Below are 19,810 nucleotides of genomic sequence, written 5' to 3'. Positions count from 1 at the left end.
CGGCGTGTCGCGCGGCTTCGCCCGGCGACGTCCGTCGCGTGGGCGTCAAGAGAGCATGCGGTCCAGCGCGCTGCGCACGAACATGGCCCGCACGTCGTCGAGCCGGCGGACGAGCTCGGGCGCGAGCTCGCCGGCGCGGCCCCGGGACGAGGCATCCGTCCGGCGCAGCAGCGGAGCGAGAGCCGACTCGACCAGCGCGACGTCGCGCTCCGCGCTCTGGCGCAGGGCCCTGACGTGTCGCGGCTCGATGCCGTGACGGTCCAGCGCCACGAGGGCGCGCAGCAGCGTGACCGACTGCTCGGTGTAGCTCTCGGCTCCCGCGAGGATCCCGGTGCTGATCGCGTCGTTGAGCAGCTGCGGCGCGGCGCCCGCGGCGGAGAGCAGCTCCTCGCGGCGGTACCGGCGCGGTGCGGGCACGATCGACGGCGGCGGCACGGCAGTCGGGGTCGCCGGGTCGCGTCCGGCGTCGACGTCCTCGAGGTACTCGCGGATCACCGACAGCGGCAGGTAGTGGTCGCGTTGCAGCGTGAGCGCGAGGCGCAGGCGCTCGAGGTCGTCCTGCGAGAACTTGCGGTAGCCGGACTCGGTGCGAAGCGGCGTCACGATCCCCTGCACCTCGAGGAAGCGCAGCTTGCTCGAGGTCAGCGACGGGAACTCCGGCGACAGCCGGGCGAGAACCTGACCGATGCTGAGAAGACCCGCGGACGACGCCCGCTCACGGGCGGATGCCGCGGGCATCAGGCCTCCGCTGCCTGCGTAAGGTCGGCCGGTGAGACGAAGAAGTTGAGGCGGAACTTGCCGACCCGCACTTCGGCGCCGTTGGTGAGCGTGGCACGGTCGACCCGCTCGCCGTTGACGTAGGTGCCGTTGAGCGAGCGCTGGTCGACGAGCTCGAACGACGTGCCGTTGCGCGTGATCTCCGCGTGCCGACGCGAGACGGTCACGTCGTCGAAGAAGATGTCGGCCTCGGGGTGACGCCCGACGGTGGTCACGTCGGAGTCGAGGAGGTAGCGGGCGCCGGCGGTGGGTCCGGAACGCACGAGCAGCAGAGCGGCACCGGACGGCAGGGCATCGATCGCGTCGAGCTCTGCGTCTGCCAGTTCGCTGCCGAACGGGACGAACGACAGATCGGAATCATGGCCGAACGTCTGGGTCGTGTCGGATGCGCGGTCGGAATCCCGTGCGTCGGCCCCGGCTGCGCGGCGGATCTCGCCCTCATCGGGTCGGCGGTCGTGCTCCACGGTTTCCTCCTCTTGTCTGTTCAGCCTATCCGATCGCCCCAGCCTCGGAAGAGGCCTTCACCGGTTCGCTTCGCCGTGCCGCCCCAGCCGCGCAGGAAGAACTCGTACACGCAATGTTTCGCCACGTGTCACCTGAGATGCCATGAAAAGCATGCCCGCCTAGCCTGGCAGAAACCTCAGCCGCTCAGCGACCCAAGGAGTCGATCGTGTCCAGCCAGCACCGCCACATCCCGCCCCTCGAGGTGCGTGAGCGTGCGGCGTGCATGTGCGACCACGGCGACAGCTGCTCCTCGTTCGCGCCCGGCCACGCGCTGCACCTGATCCAGGCGCGCCTCGCGTCGGCCACGCCGTCCGAATGGGCAGACGCGATCGTCGAGGCATCCGACGCCCGCTCCGGCTTCGTGATCGTCCGCACGATCGCCGACGGCACGGCTGTCGCGCTGTGGAACGGCACGGGGGCCGCAGCGGTCGCGACCGCGGGCACCCCCGTCGCGCTCCACGAGCGCTACCACGTGCTCGCCGTCGGCGGGGCGCGGTTCAACGTCCTCCAGGGCTGACGCCTCGCACCGACCGGGCCCGCGGGCTCAGCGTCCGTGGCGCGCCGCGCCCGTCATGACGAAGGCGACGGGGCTCAGCCCATCGCCATCATCGACTCGCGCATCTTCATGCACGCGTCCATGCACGCCTGGCACGACTGCGCGCACATCTTGCAGACCTCGCTGTGGTCGGCGTGCTCCATGCACTCGTCCATGCAGACCTGGCACATCGCGATGCACGCGTCGAGCATCGACATCATGGCGGCCGGGGTCATGCCCTGCGGGCGCATCATGGCGCGCATCATCGTGTTGCACATGTCGGCGCAGTTCATGCACGCCGGAGCGCACGACATCATCTGCGTGGAGCAGACCGTGCATGCCTGCTCGCAGGCCGAGCAGGCGTCCATACACGCCTGCATCACCGACATGTCCATGGTCTCCATGCCGGGCATCGACATCATGTCCTTCGACATGGCGCCCATCATCATCGCGTCCATCGCCGCCGTCCTTCCAACGTGGGGATGGCGGGCAGGTGACCCGCCTGCGGCCAGGCTAGACCTCTCAGGGTCGGGAGCAAAGGGCCGGTTAGGCTCGATCGGGTGATGTCACACGCAATTCACACGCCCCTCGGAGCGCGCCTCTCGGCGCTGGCCGCCGCACTGCTCGTGGCGTTCGGCGTCGCCCTGGGGGCGGCATCCCCCGCGCAGGCCCATGACGACCTCATCGGCAGCGACCCGGCCGCCGGTGCCGCCCTCGACGCCCTGCCCGCGCAGCTGACGCTGACCTTCAGCGCCGGGATCGCCGGCGACGAGGGAGCCTCGGTGGTGGAGGTGACGGATGCCGCGGGCATGACGCTCGTGGACGGCTCGCCGAGTGTCAGCGACAACGTGCTCACCCAGCCCCTCGCGGGTGAGGCATCCGGTGCCGTCACCGTGCTGTGGAAGGTCGTCTCCAGCGACGGACACCCCATCTCGGGCGAGTTCTCGTTCACCGTCGCGGCCGCCGCACCCACCCCGACCGAGACGGCCACCGCCGCGCCGACCGAGACCGCGGCGCCCGACGAGACGCCGGCTCCGAGCACCGCCCCGACGGTCGCCCCGGAGGAGGCCGGCTCGGACGCCGCGGTGTGGCCGTGGGTGCTGTTCGGCCTCATCGCGGCCGCCGCGGCGGGCGTCGTCGTCTACCTCCTCGTCGCCCGCGCGCGCCGCGACGGACGCCCCGGCGAGGCCGGTGACGGCGCGGCGGGAGGCGCCTCCGGGCCCGGTTCCGAGCCCCCGGCCGCCCACTAGGCTGGAAGCATGCCTCACTACGACGTCGCCATCCTCGGCGCGGGTCCCGGCGGGTACGTCGCGGCCGTCCGTGCTGCTCAGCTCGGCCTCACGGTCGCGATCATCGAAGAGAAGTACTGGGGCGGTGTCTGCCTCAACGTCGGCTGCATCCCCTCGAAGGCTCTGCTGAAGAACGCCGACCTCGCGCACCAGTTCCACCACAAGGCCGACCTGTTCGGCATCTCGGGTGACGTGCACTTCGACTTCGGCGTCGCGTGGGACCGCAGCCGCAAGGTGGCAGAGACCCACGTCAAGGGCATCCACTACCTGATGAAGAAGAACAAGGTCACCGAGTACGAGGGCCGAGGCTCGTTCACGGGCCCCAACGCCCTGCGGGTGACCAAGGCCGACGGCTCCACCGAGGACGTCACGTTCGACAACGCGATCATCTCGACCGGCTCCAGGGTGCGTCTCCTCCCGGGCGTGCAGCTCGGCGGCAACATCGTGACCTACGAGGAGCAGATCCTCGCCCGCGACCTCCCGAAGTCCATCGTGATCGTCGGCGCCGGTGCCATCGGCATGGAGTTCGCGTTCGTGATGGTGAACTACGGCGTCAAGGTGACGATCATCGAGTTCCTCGACCGGGCGCTCCCCAACGAGGACGCCGACGTGTCGAAGGAGATCGCGAAGCAGTACAAGAAGTACGGCGTCGACATCCTCACCTCGACCAAGGTCGAGACGGTCACCGACCACGGCGACCGCGTCACCGTGACCTACACCCCGGCGGCGGGCGGCGAGACGCAGTCGATCGACGCCGACAAGGTCATGATGTCGATCGGCTTCGCCCCGAACGTCGAGGGCTTCGGGCTGGAGACCACCGGTGTCAAGCTCACCGACCGCGGCGCCATCGACATCGACGACCACATGCGCACGAACGTGCCGCACATCTACGCGATCGGCGACGTCACCGCCAAGCTGCAGCTGGCGCACGTGGCCGAGGCGCAGGGCGTCGTCGCCGCCGAGACGATCGGCAAGGCCGAGACCATGACGCTCGGCGACTACCGCATGATGCCGCGCGCCACGTTCTGCTCGCCGCAGGTCGCGTCGTTCGGGCTCACCGAGCAGCAGGCCCGCGACGCCGGTTACGACGTCAAGGTCGCGAAGTTCCCGTTCTCGGCCAACGGCAAGGCGAACGGCCTCGGCGAGCCGATCGGCTTCGTCAAGCTGATCGCCGACGGCGAGCACCTCGAGTTGCTCGGCGGCCACCTCATCGGCCCCGACGTCTCGGAGCTGCTGCCCGAGCTGACGCTCGCCCAGAAGTGGGACCTCACCGCCCTCGAGGCGGCGCGCAACGTCCACACGCACCCGACGCTGTCGGAGGCCGTGCAGGAGGCCTTCCACGGTCTCGCCGGCCACATGATCAACCTCTGACGCGCGCCGGATCGCGCTGACGAGACGCATCCCGCGCAGCAGCCGCAGAAAAGCCCCGGAGCCGTTCGGCTCCGGGGCTTCTCGCATGCTCAGTAGCCGAGCGTACGGGCGAGCTTGGAGGCGGATGCCGCGGGCCGGCCGCCCGCGGCGAGCACGGCGCTGCCCGCCTTGGCGAAGAGGCGCCGGCGTTCGGGACCCGGCTCGGGCGCCGCCGGTCCGAGCTCGAACTCCCATTCGCGCCAGGTGCGCTCGGTGCCGGCCCGCTCGTCGGTGGCGACGACGTGGTCGTCGACGAACTCCGCGACCACTCCCCCGTCGGCATCCCGCAGCGCGTAGGCGACCCGTCTGTTGCGGATACGGGCGATCGGCGCCAGCTCGCGGACGGTGGCGACCGACGCGAGGGCGGCGGCGACGGCATCCGGGATCTCGTCCGCAGGGCCCAGCGGCCACTGCTGCTCGAGGCGTCCGCCTTCGCCGTGACGCGGTCCCTTGATGTGCCAGCCCTCGTCGGGGCCGCCGGTGCGCCGGCGCACCGCGTACCCGGCGTGCGCGAGGGCGAGGTCGTCGCTGTCGAGGTAGACGGCGTCGAGCTCGCGGACCTCGGGCTCGCCGACCGACGCGACGCCCGGCAGCGGGGACCAGTCGGGCAGCGGCGTCGACTCGTCGACGTCGAACTTCAACTCGATCTCGACCGAGTGCGCCGCACCGGCGTCGTCGGGCGAGGACGGGTCAGCGGCGCTCACGGGGCTGGTCGCTGTCGGGGTCGATGTCGTCCTCGGCCTCGACGAACCAGAACTCCGCCTCGGTCGGCCCGTCGTGGTCGCCCGTGCGCTCGAGGTCGCCTCGGCGTTCGTAGACCACCTGGGTCTCGCTGTACGGGACGATCATGCGGTCGAGGTCCGGGTCTTCCAGCGGGAGGAGCTGCCCGTCGAGCGGGCCTCCGTGCAGTCGTGCGATGGCCATACGGTCAGCGTAGACCCGGCGCCCGGCGCGAGCCCGCTCCGTTGCGATTTGGCGCCGGACGTGTCACGGGCACAGCCCTTGCACGATCCTGAGGTGCCCGAGCAGCATCTGGTGCAAGCGCTTCCAGCTTGTACCCATAGAATCGCTCGCGTGAAGGCCATCCGAACGTTCACGGTCCGCCCCGTCCTCGCCGACTCCCTCGCCCCGCTCGACCGCCTCGCGTCGAACTGGCGCTGGTCGTGGAGCCGGGCGACCCACTCCCTCTTCGCCTCGATGGATCCGCAGCTGTGGGACGAGATCGGCGCTAACCCGGCCCGCATGCTCGGGGCGCTCGGCCAGGAGCGCCTCGACGAGCTCGCCCGCGACGACGAGTTCGTCGCCCGCGTGGCCGCCGAGGACGAGCGCCTCACCGCGTACCTCACCGGCGACCGCTGGTTCCAGCACCTCGAGGGCGACAAGCCGGCGCACATCGCGTACTTCTCCCCCGAGTTCGGCGTCGACGGCTCGCTTCCGCAGTACTCCGGCGGCCTCGGCATCCTCGCCGGCGACCACCTGAAGAGCGCCTCCGACCTCGGCGTGCCGCTGACCGGCGTCGGCCTCTTCTACCGCGCCGGCTACTTCCGTCAGTCGATCGGCGACGACGGCTGGCAGCGCGAGGCGTATCCGCTGCTCGACCCGTACGGCCTCGGCCTGACGCTGCTGCGCGATCGCAGCGGAGCCCCGGTCGAGATCGCACTCGACCTCCCGGCCGACCGCCGCCTGCACGCGCGCGTCTGGGTCGCCGACATCGGCCGCATCCCGCTGCTGCTGCTCGACTCCGAGACCCCGTCGAACACCGACGAGATGCGTCGCGTGACCGACCGCCTCTACGGCGGCGGCGGCGAGCACCGCCTGCTGCAGGAGCTGCTGCTCGGCGTCGGCGGCGTCCGCGCCGTGCGCGCGTGGTCGGAGCTCACCGGCCGCCCCGCGCCCGACGTCTACCACACGAACGAGGGCCACGCCGGGTTCCAGGGCCTCGAGCGGATGTCGGAGCTGATCACCCACGACGGCCTGGACTTCGACCAGGCGCTCGCGCAGGTGCGCGCGGGCACGGTCTTCACCACCCACACCCCGGTGCCGGCGGGCATCGACCGCTTCTCGCGCGACCTCATCGCGGACTACCTCGCGAGCGGCCTCTTCCAGAACCTCGACGCCGGGCGCGCCATCGCGCTCGGGCTCGAGACGTGGGCGGGCGGCGACCAGGGCGTCTTCAACATGGCCGTGCTCGGTCTGCGCCTGGGTCAGCACGCCAACGGCGTCTCGGTGCTGCACGGCGAGGTGAGCCGTGGGATGTTCGGGATGCTGTGGCCCGGCGTCGACGCCGACGAGGTGCCCATCACCTCGATCACGAACGGCGTGCACGCGCCGACGTGGGTGCACCCGGCGCTGAAGTCCGTGAGCGAGCGCGCGTGGGGCGACGCCCACTCCGACGCGCACGACTGGACCGACCACGCCGTCGTCACCGACGCCGAGCTGTGGGGCGTCCGCCAGCAGATGAAGGGCGAGCTCGTCGCCGAGGCGCGGCGGCGGGTCGCGACATCCGTCACCAACGGCAGCGGCCGCGCACCGTCGTGGGTCGAGGACCTCCTCGACCCCGAGGTGCTCACGATCGGCTTCGCGCGCCGCGTGCCGACGTACAAGCGCCTGACGCTGATGCTGCGCGACCCGGAGCGCCTCACGAAGCTGCTCACCGACCCCGAGCGGCCGGTGCAGATCGTGATCGGCGGCAAGTCGCACCCGGCCGACGACTCGGGCAAGATCCTGATCCAGCAGCTGGTGCGCTTCAGCCGCGACCCCAAGGTGCGCGGGCGCATCGTGTTCCTGCCGGACTACGACATCACGCTCGCCAAGGACCTGTATCCGGGCTGCGACGTGTGGCTCAACAACCCGCTGCGTCCGCTCGAGGCGTGCGGCACGAGCGGCATGAAGGCGGCGCTCAACGGCGCGCTCAACCTCTCGATCCTCGACGGCTGGTGGGACGAGTGGTTCGACGGCGAGAACGGCTGGGCGATCCCGAGCGCCGACACCGCGTCGAGCGACGAGGAGCGCGACGACGCCGAGGCGGCCGCCCTGTACGACCTCATCGAGCACCAGCTCGTGCCGCGGTTCTACGACCGCGAGGGCGGCATCCCGACGGCGTGGCTGCGCATGGTGCGCCACACGATGACCGACCTCGGCAAGAAGGCGACGAGCGACCGCATGGTGCGCGACTACGTCGAGCGCCTGTACGTCCCCGCCGCTCAGCACGACGTCGCCCTGCGCGCCGGCGACTTCGCCGAGGCGCGCGCCGTGTCGGCCTTCATCGCGCGCGTGAAGGCGGCGTGGAGCCGGGTGTCGATCGCGAGCGTCGACAGCACGGGCATCCCGCAGCAGGCGCAGGCCGGTGACACGCTCGAGGTGCGCGCCGACGTGCGCCTGGACGGTCTGTCGCCCGACGACGTCGCGGTCGAGCTGATCTACGGACGCACCGACGAGGACGACGCCCTCGACCGCGACCACTCGGTGTACCGTCTCACGCCGGGCGCCGCTGTCGACGGCGTCACGACGTTCACGGCCACCCTCCCCCTCACGGTGACCGGCACCTTCGGCTACACCGTCCGCGTGCGCCCGGCCCACCCGCAGCTGGTGTCGCCGGTGGAGCTCGGCCTGGTGACGTACGCCTCGTAGGCCGTCTCGCCGGGTCGAGGCATCCGTCGTCGTGCGGGCCGGCGGGGCACAGAATCGGAGGTTCTGACCGACACGCCGGGAACGGATGCCGCCACCCGGCGAGTCGCAGAGAACCTCCGACGGTGTGCACCCTCCGTCGGCGCGGCTGGGGGCACAGAATCGGAGGTTCTGACCGACACGCCGCGAACGGATGCCGCCACCCGGCGAGTCGCCGAAGCCCTCCGATGCTGTGCACCCGAGGTCACGCCCGGTGGAGCCCGCGGTCGACGAGTCCGAGGATGGCGAGCTCGACCGTGTCCCAGTCGTGGACGACCATGGCGTAGTCGAAGCGGAGGGTGACGTATCCCCACGCCGCGGCGTTGGCGTCGCGGACGAGGTCCTTGTGACGGTGCGACTCGCCGTCGTGGTTGTCTGCGCCGTCGACCTCGACGATCAGGCGCTCGCCGATCACGAAGTCCACGCGGCCGACCGAGGTGATCGCCTGTTGCGTCCGCACACTGAGCCCATGCGGCCGCAGCCGCCATCGGAGCAACGACTCGAGGCCGCTGTCGGCGTCGCGACGGGCGAATCCGATCGCGTCCCGGGCCGCGGCATTCGTGTGCTGCCGAAGCCACACGAGGTCGGCGTTCGAGAGCTTGCGCAACCGGAGCGCCGACTCCAGCACCACGAAGAACGACTCGAGCCCTTGGCATCGAAGCACCTGCCGCACCACCGCTCGAATCGATGGCACTCCGAAGGAGCTGCGCTTCGCGCCGTCGTCGCTCCAGTGTACGACGCACGAGCAGTCGTCGTGGGCATAGGCGCGCCCGTGGGCGCGAAGTCCGACGTGCAGTCCGTCGCCATGGTCGGTCACCCAGAGCCCGTGGTGGCGCGCGGCGCTCACGCACGCGATCCAGCCGCCATGGGCCGTCGCGGCCTTGACCTCGTCACAGACGCCGAGACGTTCGTACACTCCCCGCCGCGGCGACGAGAGAACGCCGTCCCGCACCGCCGCCGCGATCTTCGACCGCGACAGCCCGGATCCTCTGAGTTCGCGGAACGTCACGACGGCGGGCGAGGCGGCGGTGCACATCCGCCCAGACTCACGGTCGCGGCATCCGACTTCCGTGCATCCGGGCGGAGATGTGAGCGCTCGGACGACTCCGCATCGCTGGGGAGGAACCCCGCACCCGGTGCACAGAATCGGAGGCTTCGACCGACACGCTGGGAACGGATGCCGCGACCCGGCGTGCCGCGCACAACCTCCGATCCTGTGCCCCGGCAACGCACGCGACCGCACCGGCCCGGCACATTAAATCGTTCCAATCTCCCCGAAAGGGTGGTTGACCGGGCCGCGTCCAGTGACTAACGTCGCTCGGGAAAACGCATTCCTCGCGTCTTCACGATGGACGGTCCGTACCCCACGCGGGCCACTGACTCGGGAGAACGATTCGACGATGAATCTCCGCAGAACATCCGTCCGCGCGCTCGTGGCAGGCACTGCCGCGTGCGCACTCACCCTGGGCCTCGCGCAGCCGGCGCTGGCCGAGGAGGCTCCGAGCGCCCCGCAGCTCGAGGCGCTCGACCGCGGCCTGGTCGCGGTGTCCACCGGCGAGGGCGTCTTTCTCAGCTGGCGGCTGCTCGGGACCGAGGCGGGGCCCGCCACCGACACGGGCGTGAGCGGCCCGTCGTTCGCGGTGTTCCGCGACGGCGAGCGCATCGCGACGGTCGACGACAGCACGAACTACTCCGACCCCGACGGCACCGCCGACTCGGAGTACACCGTCGCGCCGGCGTGGCACGACATCACCGGCGACCAGTCGGCGCCGGTGTCGGTGTGGGGCGACGGGTTCTGGGACCTGCCGCTGCAGAAGCCCGCCGACGGCGTGACCCCCGCCGGCGAGGCGTACACCTACTCGGCCAACGACGCGTCGGTCGCCGACGTCGACGGCGACGGCGCGCTGGAGTTCGTGGTCAAGTGGGACCCGTCCAACTCGAAGGACGTGTCGCAGAAGGGCTACACCGGCCCGGTGTACGTCGACACGTACGAGCTCGACGGCACGCTGCTCAACCGCATCGACCTCGGCGTCAACATCCGCGCGGGCGCCCACTACACGCAGTTCATGGTCTACGACTTCGACGGCGACGGCCGGTCCGAGACGATGCTGAAGACGGCGCCGGGCACGACCTCCACGCGGTACGACGCCGACGGAACGGCCCAGACGCCTGCCCCCATCACGATGCTCGCCGAAGACCTCGCCGCGGGGTACGCGCACACCGACGACTACCGCATGAGCGCCGCCGACTACCGTGAGCACCTCATCGAGGTGTTCGAGGGCTGGTCGGAGCATCCCGAGGTCGTCGCGGGCAACTGGCCGGCGACGCTCGAGGAGGCGTTCGGCATCGCGGTCGCGCACGAGTACCCGCTGTCGACCGAGTCCGCCACCGAGCTCGTCGACTACTTCATCACCACCTACGCGCCGTCACGCAGCGGCCGCAACGACCTCACGACGTTCGAGGGCTTCATCGTCGACGGACCGGAGTACCTGACGGTCTTCGACTCGGCCACCGGCGAAGAGCTCGAGACCGTCCGCTACGAGCCGGGCCGCGGCGACGACGGCCTGCTGTGGGGCGACTACGCGATGTCGCGCATCGAGCCGGGCAACCGGGTCGACCGGTTCCTCGCGGGCGTGGCGTACCTCGACGGCGCGCATCCGTCGGCGATCTTCGCCCGCGGCTACTACACGCGGTCCACGATCGCGGCGTACGACTGGGACGGCGAGAGCCTCAGCACCCGCTGGTTCGTCGACAGCGGCCACGTGCCCATGACGAACCCGTTCAACGACGGCCCGCACGGCCGTGACGGCACCGATCCGGTGTACGGCTCGATCACGACGCAGGGCTTCCACTCGCTGAGCGCGGCCGATGTCGACGGCGACGGCAAGCACGAGATCGTGTACGGCGCGGCGACGATCGACGACGACGGCGGACTGCTGTACAGCTCGTTCGACGTGCTGCCCGAGGGCAGCGCGGCACCGGGTGAGAACGTGCGCCTCGGCCACGGCGACGCCATGCACGTCACCGACATCGACCCGAGCCGTCCCGGCCTCGAGATCTGGACGGCGCACGAGGGCGGCACGTACGCGCCCTACGGGTCGGCGATGCGGGATGCCGCGACCGGCGAGGTCCTCTTCGGGGCGTACTCCGGCCGCGACACGGGCCGCAGCATGATCGGCGACGTGCGGGCCGACGTCTCGGGCATCGAGGTGTGGGCGAGCATGCCGAACGGCAGCGAGGGCTCGGGTCTGCTGAGCGCGACGGGCGAGTCGGTGCAGCCGGGCAGCACGCCCGGCACGAACCAGTCGATCCGGTGGGCGGCCGACCTCACGACGCAGATCGTGAACGGCAGCATCGAGCAGACGCCGACCATCGACGACTGGACCCGCGGCCGCCTGCTCACTGCCGACGGCACGCGCACCAACAACTACACGAAGGGCAACCCGTCGCTCGTGGCCGACGTGCTCGGCGACTGGCGCGAGGAGCTGCTGGTGCGCACCGCCGACTCCAGCGCGCTGCGCATCTTCACCAGCACCGAGGTGACGACGCACAAGCTGCCGACGCTGCTGCACGACGTGCAGTACCGCGCCGAGGTGGCCCGCCAGAACACCACCTACAACCAGCCGTCGTACACGAGCTACTACCTCGCGAGCGACATGGACTTCGCGAACGTGCCCGTGCTCACCACGGCGGCGACGCCGAAGGAGCCGAGGTTCGTCGAGCGCCGCGGCGCCGCCACCGACCTCGTCGTCGTGGCGCCCGACGCGGCGTTCGACGTCTACCTGAACGGCGAGCTCGCCGCCAAGGGGCCGAACGAGGTCGCCGACGGCAGCGAGGTCACCGTGACGGCGGTGCCGAAGGCCGGCTTCGCGGTCGACACCGGCGCCGAGTCGAGCTGGACCCACCAGTTCCAGACCAGGGACTGACGACCGGGAGCGGATGCCTCGGCCCGGCGACTCGCGCCGGGCCGGGGCATCCGTCATTCTCTGCTCCCGCGCCCACGTAGGCTGGTGCGGTGAAGCCGTTCGTCCTCCTCGCCACGCGCGCCGAGGATCTGCCGGCCGACGAGGAGTACGCGCTGTTCCTGCGCTACGCCGGTCTTACCCCCGACCAGCTGGTGCGGGTGCGGCTCGAGGCCTGCCCCATGCCGCGGCTGGATCTCGACGCGCTGTCGGGCATCTTCGTGGGCGGCGGGCCGTTCAACGCGTCGGACCCCTTCGAGAAGAAGTCGCCGGTGCAGCGCCGGGTGGAGGCGGAGTTCCAGACCCTCCTCGACGATGTGGTGGCGCGCGACTTCCCGTTCCTCGGCGCCTGCTACGGCGTGGGCACCGTGGGCGCTCATCAGGGCGCGGTGATCGACCGCACCTACGGCGAGCCGATCAGCGTCGTGCCGGTGACCGTGACCGAGGCGGGGGCATCCGATCCCCTGCTGGCCGGCATGCCCGCCACGTTCAACGCGTTCGTCGGGCACAAGGAGGCGATCACGCGCCTGCCGTCGTCGGCCGTGCTGCTGGGGTCGTCGCCGGGATGCCCGGTGCAGATGTTCCGGGTGGGAGAGAACGTCTACGCGACGCAGTTCCACCCCGAGCTCGACGTCGAGGGGATCACGACGCGGATCCACGCGTACGCCGACCACGGCTACTTCGGCGCGGGCGAGCTGGAGCTGACGCTGTCCGCCGTGCGACGCGCGGCCGTGTCGCATCCGAGCCGCATCCTCCGCGCGTTCGTCGAGCGCTACGCGCGCTGAGCCCCGCGTCCGCGAGCGCCTCGACCTCTTCGCACGGCCCGTGGGCGGTGGTACGCTCCCCGCACCGGCTGCCTCCGCCGCCCGAGAACGAGGTGCGTCATGGGTTCGAAGAAGCTGCTCATCACCGGAGCGGTGATCGCGGGCGTCGCTGCGACGGCGATCCTCGTGCCGAGCATCGCGGCGGGTGTTCCGCTGACGTCCCTGGTGCCCTCGTCGCTCCTCGTCTCGCACGACGACGGACCGGGCGAGAACGGGCGCGGGAACGCGTTCGGGCACGACAAGGACTCCCCGGGCTTCCCCGGCGACAACGGTGCCCGCGACGACGACGACCGCGGTCGCGACGACGACGACGCGCGCGGACGCGGTGCCGAGAAGCACGAGGACGGCCCTGGCGGCAACGGACGCGGAAACGCGTTCGGGCACGACAAGGACTCTCCCGACTTCCCGGGGAACAACGGCGACCGCGACGACGACGACTAGCCCCGTCCGGCGCCCCGCGGGCTGCCGGGCTGCGGGCGTCAGCGCTGGGCTGTGACGACGCGGGAGACGGATGCCTCCCCCGCCGGTTCCACCGAAGCCAGGGCGTCCGAGAGTCCGATGTCGACGAGCACGATGTCGCCGGCGAGGTCCGGTCCGCGGCCGGTGACGAGCCCGGCCTTGACCGCGCCGAACGTGACGGTGACGGATGCCGGCAGCACGGCGTCGTCGGCCGCGCCGGTGTCGGGATGGAGACCGCTGGGGATGTCGACGGCGACGACGCGCGGCATCCGCTCGAGCTCCCCCCATCCGAGAAGGGTGGTGACCGCGTCGCGGGCGGCGCCGCGCAGACGCGAGTCGCGGGAGGCGCCGATGCCGACGACGCCGTCGACGAGCACGGCGTACGCGTCGCCGGCGTGCTCGGCCTCGTCGAGCTCGATGCGGCGGGCGCCGGATCCGATGGCGGCGGTGAAGGCGGCTTCATGGAAGCGGTCGCCGACGAGCACGAAGTCGACGTCGGCGACGTCGGTGAGTCCGGCGGCGGCGTAGAGCGCGTCGCCGCCGTTGTCGCCGCCGCCGGCGAGCACGAGGATGCGCGGTCGGTGCTCCTGCGGCGCTCCGGGCACGGTCGGCTCCAGCGCCCGCCAGGCAGGGGCGGCCCCTCCGGACTTCATGGACCCGAGTTCGGCGCGGATGATCTGCGACAGGGCGCCGGCCGCGCGCTGCATGAGCGGCACGCCCTCATCGAGCAGGGGTCGTTCGGCGGCGCGCACCTGCTCGGCCGTGTAGACGGGAACCTCGGTGCTCATGACTTCTCTCCTGCGTCCTGTTCGGCCTGCTTCTTCGCGTCCTGTTCGACCTGCTTCTTGCGCGCCTGCTCGCGTTCGCGATCGGCGTCGGCGCGGGCGTGCGCGAGCTCCTCGGTGGTGACGCGCACGGCGTCCTCGGCCTGGCGGACGCGGCGGAGCGCGAAGGTCGGCGACCCGAACCGCTCGCGCACCCGGTCGACGCGTTCGCGCTCCCCGACGATGATCCAGGTGCCGGCGAGGAGGATCACCTGGGCCGAGAGGTTCAGCCAGATGAGCAGGGCGATGAGGGCGGCGAAGGAGGCGAGCAGGGGGTTGGCTCCGGCGCCCCGCACGAAGAGGCTCGACAGCTGCTGCAGCACGATGAGGCCGACGGCGCCCAGGAAGGCGCCCGTCCACAGCGACCGGGCGCGAGGGCGCACGCCGCTGAGCGTGCGGAACGCGACGGCGACGAGCGCCATGTCGAGCACGAAGACCACGAGGATCGACACGGTGCGGGTGGCGAGTTCCGCGAACCAGCTCTGGCTGAGGCCGAGCCAGTCGAGCACGCCGCCCACGAAGGATGTGCCGATGAAGGTGGCGCCGGCCGACAGCACGAAGCCGCCGCCGATCGCGATCGCGAGGAGCAGGTTGCGCAGCAGCACCCAGACGAAGAAGACGTCGTCGTGCACCTTGTCGGCGAGGGTGCGGAGGGCGACGCGGAGCGAGCCGATCGCGCCGATGGCCGCTGCGAGCAGACCGATCAGGGCGATGATGCCGGTGACGGTGAGGCCCGCAGGCGCCTCGATGTCGGAGACGTCGACGAGTCCGTCCTCGCCGACGAGGCCGGGGATCGCCGCATCCACCGCCGACACCAGCGACCGCCACGCCTCCGGGTTGTCGCTCAGCCAGAGCGCGGCGAACGAGAAGCCCAGCAGCACGCCGGCGAAGACCGAGAACAAGGCGCGGTAGGTGACGCTGTCGGAGAGCATCGGTCCGCGGCGCTCGGCGTAGTGCAGCCACACCCGCACCGGCTTGAGCGAGAGCGCCCACGCGGTCGCCTTCGGGATGAACCCGCTGGCGGGGACCGCTCCCCCGGCCGGCGCGCCGGGCGGGTTCGTGTCTTCGGTCACTGAACCTGTCGACGTGGGCATGGCGCCACACTAGTCAGTGCGTTTTCTCAGCGCGCCGGTCTTGACGTCATGCGTAGTATGTCCTCTAGGGACTGGGGAGTCTCTTGGCGATTGGGGAGATCGCTGCTGGGGGGTCTTGGGCATAATGACAGGCATGGCTGCACCGTTTCGCTCACGTCGCGAAGCTCGCGGTCGTCTGTCAACCCCTCCCGCAGTTCCGCCCGTCGTCGTACCATCTGGGGATTCAATGGGGGACGCTGTGAGGGGATTGGCACAAACACTCGTACTGACTGGGGCGGTACGGGCGGCAGACATGTCAGCGGCGCTGGCGCAGACGGGCGAAGGGCCCGAGCTGCAGCGCCTGCTGGTGAGTTCGCATCTGGTGACCGAGGGGCAGGTGGCCGAGGCGATCGCGCTGCACACCGGCCACCGGTATGTCGATCTGGCGAACACGCCGCTCGACCCGAGCGTCGTGGCACTGGTTCCCGGGAACCTGTGTCGCAAGTACAGCCTGATCCCGGTGGATCGCAAGGGTGACCGCCTGACCGTCGGCGTGCTCGACCCCACGGATATCGTCGCGCTCGACGACGTGGCGAGCATCACCGATCTGTTCGTCGAGCCGGTGGTCGTCGCCGAAGACGCGTTGACGAACATGTTCGAGCGGTTCCTGCGCTCCGACGAAGAGCTCAGCGAGCTGTCGATGTCGATCGAGGAGTCGAGCGAGGCCAATCAGGCCGCGTTCACCGAGAGCCTCGAGGAGCAGGACGACGCCGCGCCCATCGTGCGGTTCGTGAATCTTCTGATCGCGCAGGCGATCAACGACCGTGCGAGCGACATCCACGTCGAGCCGGGCGAGAAGCAGCTGACGGTGCGGTTCCGCATCGACGGCGTGCTGCACGAGATGCAGAAGGCCGACCGGGCGATTCAGGACGGCATCATCTCGCGCCTGAAGATCATGTCGTCGATCGACATCGCCGAGAAGCGCAAGCCCCAGGACGGCCGCCTCTCGGTCACGCACGAGAACCGCACCGTCGACCTCCGCGTGGCCACGCTGCCCACCGTGTGGGGCGAGAAGATCGTCATGCGAATTCTCGACAACACCGGTCAGACGATGGCGATGCGCGACCTGCTGTTCTCGGGCGTCAACGACCGGCGCTTCCGTGAGTCGATCACCAAGCCGCACGGAATGATCCTCGCCACCGGCCCGACCGGTTCGGGCAAGTCGACGACGCTGTACACGGCGCTCCGTTCGATCGCGAACCCGAAGATCAACGTCATCACCGTCGAAGACCCGGTCGAGTACCGCATCGCCGGCATCAACCAGGTGCAGGTGAACAACCGCGCGGGCCTGACGTTCGCGTCGGCGCTGCGGTCGATCCTCCGGTCCGACCCCGACGTGGTGCTCGTCGGCGAGATCCGCGACTTCGAGACCGCGAACATCTCGATCGAGGCGGCGCTCACCGGTCACCTCGTGCTGTCGACGCTGCACACCAACGACGCACCGTCGGCGCTCACGCGTCTCACCGAGATCGGCTGCGAGCCGTTCCTCGTCGCAACGGCGCTCTCGGCCGTGATCGCGCAGCGCCTCGCACGTCGGCTGTGCATGCGCTGCCGCGAGCCGCTCGTCGAGACGACCGAGGTTCTCACCTCACTCGGCTTCCCGCACGACCCGCACGACCTCCCCGAGCTGTACAAGGCGGTCGGATGCCCCGCCTGCAGCAACACCGGATACCGCGGCCGCGTCGCGCTCCACGAGATCATGACCCTCAGCGACGAGATCGAGTCGCTGGTCGTGACGCGTTCGACGGGTTCGGAGATCCGTCAGGTCGCAATTGAGCAGGGCATGGTGTCGCTGCGAGAGGACGGCTGGTCGAAGGTCGCGCAGGGTCTGACGACGATCGAAGAGGTGCTGCGGGTCACCGTGTGACTCATCCATCGAGCGAGCGGAACGGGCGATGACCCGCTCTGCCCGGCTCGCTCATCACTACTGGCCGGCCAGCTCGCCGTAGAGCGTGAAGATCGGCAGGTAAAGCGATACGACCATGCCGCCGATGACGATACCCAGTCCCACAATGAGAACCGGCTCGATCGTGGACGACAGCTGCGCCGTCGCGGTCTCGACCTCGTCCTCGTAGAAGTCGGCGATACTTGCGAGCATGTCGACGAGCGTTCCCGACTCCTCACCGACCGACACCATCTGCGGCACCATCGGTGGGAAGACCTCCGCTTTTGCGAGCGGCACCGCAAACGAGCGTCCCTGACGAATCGACTCCTGGACGTCGCGGACGGCCTGCTCGACCTTCCAGTTGTTCGACGCCTGTCCCACGATGGAGAGCGCTTGGATGATGGGCACACCGGCGTGCAACATCATCGAGAGATTCCGTGCAAACCGGGCAACGGCGATCTTGGTGGTGAGCTTCCCGAAGATGGGCATCTTCAACTTGATCGGGTCCATCACTTTGCGGTACTGCTCGGTGTGCCTATTCGCGCGCCACCAGACGAGAGCGACGATCACCACGAGCGCCAGCGCTGGGATGATCCACCACATGTTGTTGGAAACCGTTACCAGAATCTGCGTCGGGAGCGGCAGCGATGAGCCGAGGCTCGCAAACATGCCCTCGAAGACGGGGACAACGAAGGTCACCATCACCAATACACCGAGGATGGCGATGATGAGGACGATCGCTGGGTAGGTGACCGCCGCGCGGATCTTGTTCTGCAGTTCTGCCTCGCGCTGGTAGTTGTCCGCGATCGAGACGAGGGCGCTACCCAGGAATCCGCCCGACTCACCGACTTTCACGATGCTGAGCATCAGGGGCGGGAAGGTCTGCGGATGCCGGGCGAGGGCCGCCGAGAAGGAGGATCCTGATTCGACGTCTGCCTGCACCTGGACGAGGGCGGGCTGGAGCCGCTTGTCATCGGTCTGGTCGATGAGAATGGATAGGGTTCGCATCAACGGCAGACCGGCGTTGATGAGTCCAGCCATCTGACGTGCGAAGACCGCGAGGTTTCGGGCGGACACACTCCTCGTCGCACCAGGAAGCTTGATGTCTCGGTTCAGCCCGGTGTTCGACTTCAGCGTGACCTCGAGCGGCGTCAAGCCCTGCGCCTTGAGCTTCGTCGTCACAGCCGCCTCCGTCGATGCCTCGACGGTTCCCTTGACGACGCTCCCCCCACGCGGGTCGACCGCGCGGTACACGTACTCCTGTACGACGGCCATCTCAGCTCTCTCCGTCGGGCATCGCCCAGGTGATCTCACGCGCCGTCGGGTCCACGCGGCCACCGACCGTTGGCGTCCCGAAGCGCGAACCCATGCCGACACCGGTCCCGGCTGCGGCGTCGGCGGGGATCGCGTCGAGTTCCCCTTGCCGCCACTCGCCTGCGTGATGCATCCACTCCTCCGCGTCGAGGTCACGGGCGCGCACCACGACACCGTCCAGACTCTTCGGGTCGACGGCGAAGTCGGCGGCCACGTTGCGGGCAATAGTTCCGTCCTGAACCAGACGGCGCAAGTCCTGGTCCAAGGTGTGCATACCCATCGCCGAGCCGGCCTGCATGGCCGAGTAGAGCTGCGCGACTTGGCCCTCGCGGATCATGTTCGCGACTGCGGGAGTGTTCACCAGCACCTCGGTCGCGATGGTGCGCCCGTTGGTCTGCGCGAGTGGCAGCAGCGTCTGGCTGATGATTCCTTGCAGGGTGTCGCCGAGCTGAGTGCGGATCTGGTGCTGGGCGTCTGCCGGAAACACATCGATGATGCGGTTGATGCTTTTCGCGGCGCCCTGGGTATGCAGCGTAGACAGCACCAGGTGACCGGTTTCCGCTGCGGACAGCGCAGTGGAGATGGATTCGGGGTCACGAAGCTCACCGATCAGGATGACGTCGGGATCCTGCCGCAGCACGCGACGGAGCGCCTCGGCGAAGGAGTTCGTGTCACGCCCGACCTCCCGTTGGTGCACGAGCGACTTCTTGGACTCGTGGTGGAACTCGATCGGGTCTTCGATCGTGATGATATGAGCGGGTATCAGCTGGTTGATGATGTCCACCATGGCGGTGAGCGTCGTCGACTTGCCCGAACCCGTCGGACCAGTCAGCAGGACAAGACCTCGAGGTCGCAGGGCGAGATCGCGCGCGATCGCAGGCGCACCCAGCTCGTCCAGGGAATAAACGCGGTCGGGAATGTAGCGGAGCGCGATAGCGATCGATCCGAGTTGTCGGTACACGTTCGTCCGGAATCGCCCGATGCCGGGAGTCGCATGGGCGAGGTCAACCTCGCCACGCTCAAGGAACTCCCGCCTCTGCCCCTCCGTCATCAGATCGAAGGCTGTCTTTTCAACCCACTCCTCCGACAGCGGCTCGGGGTATCCCGGGACGGGCACCAGATCGCCGTCAATCCTGAACAACGCAGGGGCTTCGGCGGTGATGTGCACGTCCGACGCACGAAGCCGCGCGCCGTGCGCGAGGAGGGTCTCGAAATCGAGATACGGCAT

18 protein-coding genes are annotated in these 19,810 nt (G+C 69.7%); 8 read left to right on the top strand and 10 right to left on the bottom strand.

The window, feature by feature from the left end; genetic code table 11:
* Positions 1-45: 45 nt before the first annotated feature.
* Both ftsR and V6R91_RS26910 read right to left on the bottom strand, forming a co-directional pair.
* A complete protein-coding gene (ftsR, locus tag V6R91_RS26915; protein ID WP_336397767.1) occupies positions 46-738 on the bottom strand; it encodes a transcriptional regulator FtsR in 693 nt (230 codons plus the stop codon).
* Complete coding sequence (locus tag V6R91_RS26910) at positions 738-1,241, bottom strand: FHA domain-containing protein (protein ID WP_336397766.1); 504 nt, start codon at positions 1,239-1,241, stop codon at positions 738-740. Before V6R91_RS26910 ends, ftsR begins: the two co-directional genes overlap by 1 nt.
* Positions 1,242-1,447: 206 nt before the next feature.
* On the opposite strand from V6R91_RS26910, the gene V6R91_RS26905 reads away from it, so the two are divergent.
* Positions 1,448-1,798, top strand: coding sequence for a hypothetical protein (locus V6R91_RS26905; protein ID WP_336397765.1), 351 nt, complete (start codon positions 1,448-1,450; stop codon positions 1,796-1,798).
* Between the two features lie 74 nt (positions 1,799-1,872).
* Here V6R91_RS26905 and V6R91_RS26900 read toward each other — a convergent pair whose 3' ends face one another.
* Positions 1,873-2,274: a hypothetical protein gene (locus tag V6R91_RS26900; RefSeq protein ID WP_336397764.1), complete on the bottom strand. Its 402-nt coding sequence runs from the start codon at positions 2,272-2,274 to the stop codon at positions 1,873-1,875.
* Between the two features lie 105 nt (positions 2,275-2,379).
* On the opposite strand from V6R91_RS26900, the gene V6R91_RS26895 reads away from it, so the two are divergent.
* Together V6R91_RS26895 and lpdA are read left to right on the top strand one after the other, a co-directional pair.
* The gene (locus V6R91_RS26895) at positions 2,380-3,066 is read left to right on the top strand and encodes a copper resistance CopC family protein (RefSeq protein WP_336397763.1); all 687 of its coding nucleotides are present in this window, start codon (positions 2,380-2,382) and stop codon (positions 3,064-3,066) included.
* Between the two features lie 9 nt (positions 3,067-3,075).
* Entirely contained in the window at positions 3,076-4,476 is a 1,401-nt protein-coding gene (lpdA, locus tag V6R91_RS26890) for a dihydrolipoyl dehydrogenase (protein ID WP_336397762.1), read from the top strand.
* 89 nt (positions 4,477-4,565) lie between these two features.
* Here the strand turns inward: lpdA and V6R91_RS26885 are convergent, their stop codons facing one another.
* Together V6R91_RS26885 and V6R91_RS26880 are read right to left on the bottom strand one after the other, a co-directional pair.
* Positions 4,566-5,219 (bottom strand): CYTH domain-containing protein, encoded by a 654-nt coding sequence (locus V6R91_RS26885; protein WP_336397761.1) that lies wholly within the window; start codon positions 5,217-5,219, stop codon positions 4,566-4,568.
* Positions 5,206-5,439 carry a response regulator gene (locus tag V6R91_RS26880; RefSeq protein ID WP_336397760.1) on the bottom strand — a complete coding sequence of 78 codons (234 nt, stop codon included), beginning with the start codon at positions 5,437-5,439 and terminating at the stop codon, positions 5,206-5,208. The genes V6R91_RS26885 and V6R91_RS26880 overlap by 14 nt, the downstream gene beginning before the upstream one ends.
* 150 nt (positions 5,440-5,589) lie before the next feature.
* Between V6R91_RS26880 and glgP the strand changes: the two genes are divergently transcribed.
* The gene (glgP, locus tag V6R91_RS26875; protein ID WP_336397759.1) at positions 5,590-8,145 is read left to right on the top strand and encodes an alpha-glucan family phosphorylase; all 2,556 of its coding nucleotides are present in this window, start codon (positions 5,590-5,592) and stop codon (positions 8,143-8,145) included.
* Positions 8,146-8,386: 241 nt separating this feature from the next.
* On the opposite strand, the gene V6R91_RS26870 is transcribed toward glgP, so the two are convergent.
* Entirely contained in the window at positions 8,387-9,217 is an 831-nt protein-coding gene (locus tag V6R91_RS26870) for a type IV toxin-antitoxin system AbiEi family antitoxin domain-containing protein (RefSeq protein WP_336397758.1), read from the bottom strand.
* A gap of 364 nt (positions 9,218-9,581) precedes the next feature.
* Between V6R91_RS26870 and V6R91_RS26865 the strand changes: the two genes are divergently transcribed.
* From V6R91_RS26865 to V6R91_RS26855, 3 genes are all read left to right on the top strand, one after another.
* Positions 9,582-12,107, top strand: a complete 2,526-nt coding sequence (locus V6R91_RS26865) for a rhamnogalacturonan lyase (protein ID WP_336397757.1) — start codon at positions 9,582-9,584, stop codon at positions 12,105-12,107.
* 89 nt (positions 12,108-12,196) lie between these two features.
* On the top strand, positions 12,197-12,928 hold the full coding sequence (locus V6R91_RS26860; protein ID WP_336397756.1) for a glutamine amidotransferase: 732 nt from the start codon (positions 12,197-12,199) through the stop codon (positions 12,926-12,928).
* A gap of 99 nt (positions 12,929-13,027) precedes the next feature.
* The gene (locus V6R91_RS26855; protein ID WP_336397755.1) at positions 13,028-13,408 is read left to right on the top strand and encodes a hypothetical protein; all 381 of its coding nucleotides are present in this window, start codon (positions 13,028-13,030) and stop codon (positions 13,406-13,408) included.
* 38 nt (positions 13,409-13,446) lie between these two features.
* Here the strand turns inward: V6R91_RS26855 and V6R91_RS26850 are convergent, their stop codons facing one another.
* Together V6R91_RS26850 and V6R91_RS26845 are read right to left on the bottom strand one after the other, a co-directional pair.
* Positions 13,447-14,214, bottom strand: coding sequence for an NAD(P)H-hydrate epimerase (locus V6R91_RS26850; protein WP_336397754.1), 768 nt, complete (start codon positions 14,212-14,214; stop codon positions 13,447-13,449).
* Positions 14,211-15,323 carry a YihY/virulence factor BrkB family protein gene (locus V6R91_RS26845; protein ID WP_336397753.1) on the bottom strand — a complete coding sequence of 371 codons (1,113 nt, stop codon included), beginning with the start codon at positions 15,321-15,323 and terminating at the stop codon, positions 14,211-14,213. Before V6R91_RS26845 ends, V6R91_RS26850 begins: the two co-directional genes overlap by 4 nt.
* Positions 15,324-15,582: 259 nt before the next feature.
* Here V6R91_RS26845 and V6R91_RS26840 point away from each other — a divergent pair, with 259 nt between their 5' ends.
* On the top strand, positions 15,583-17,250 hold the full coding sequence (locus V6R91_RS26840) for a GspE/PulE family protein (protein WP_442928192.1): 1,668 nt from the start codon (positions 15,583-15,585) through the stop codon (positions 17,248-17,250).
* Positions 17,251-17,307: 57 nt separating this feature from the next.
* Here the strand turns inward: V6R91_RS26840 and V6R91_RS26835 are convergent, their stop codons facing one another.
* Both V6R91_RS26835 and V6R91_RS26830 read right to left on the bottom strand, forming a co-directional pair.
* Complete coding sequence (locus V6R91_RS26835) at positions 17,308-18,543, bottom strand: type II secretion system F family protein (protein WP_336397751.1); 1,236 nt, start codon at positions 18,541-18,543, stop codon at positions 17,308-17,310.
* Position 18,544: 1 nt separating this feature from the next.
* Complete coding sequence (locus V6R91_RS26830) at positions 18,545-19,810, bottom strand: type IV pilus twitching motility protein PilT (protein WP_336397750.1); 1,266 nt, start codon at positions 19,808-19,810, stop codon at positions 18,545-18,547.

This window comes from Microbacterium sp. CCNWLW41, assembly GCF_037083505.1.
This window is presented reverse-complemented; position numbering and strand designations above follow the sequence as displayed.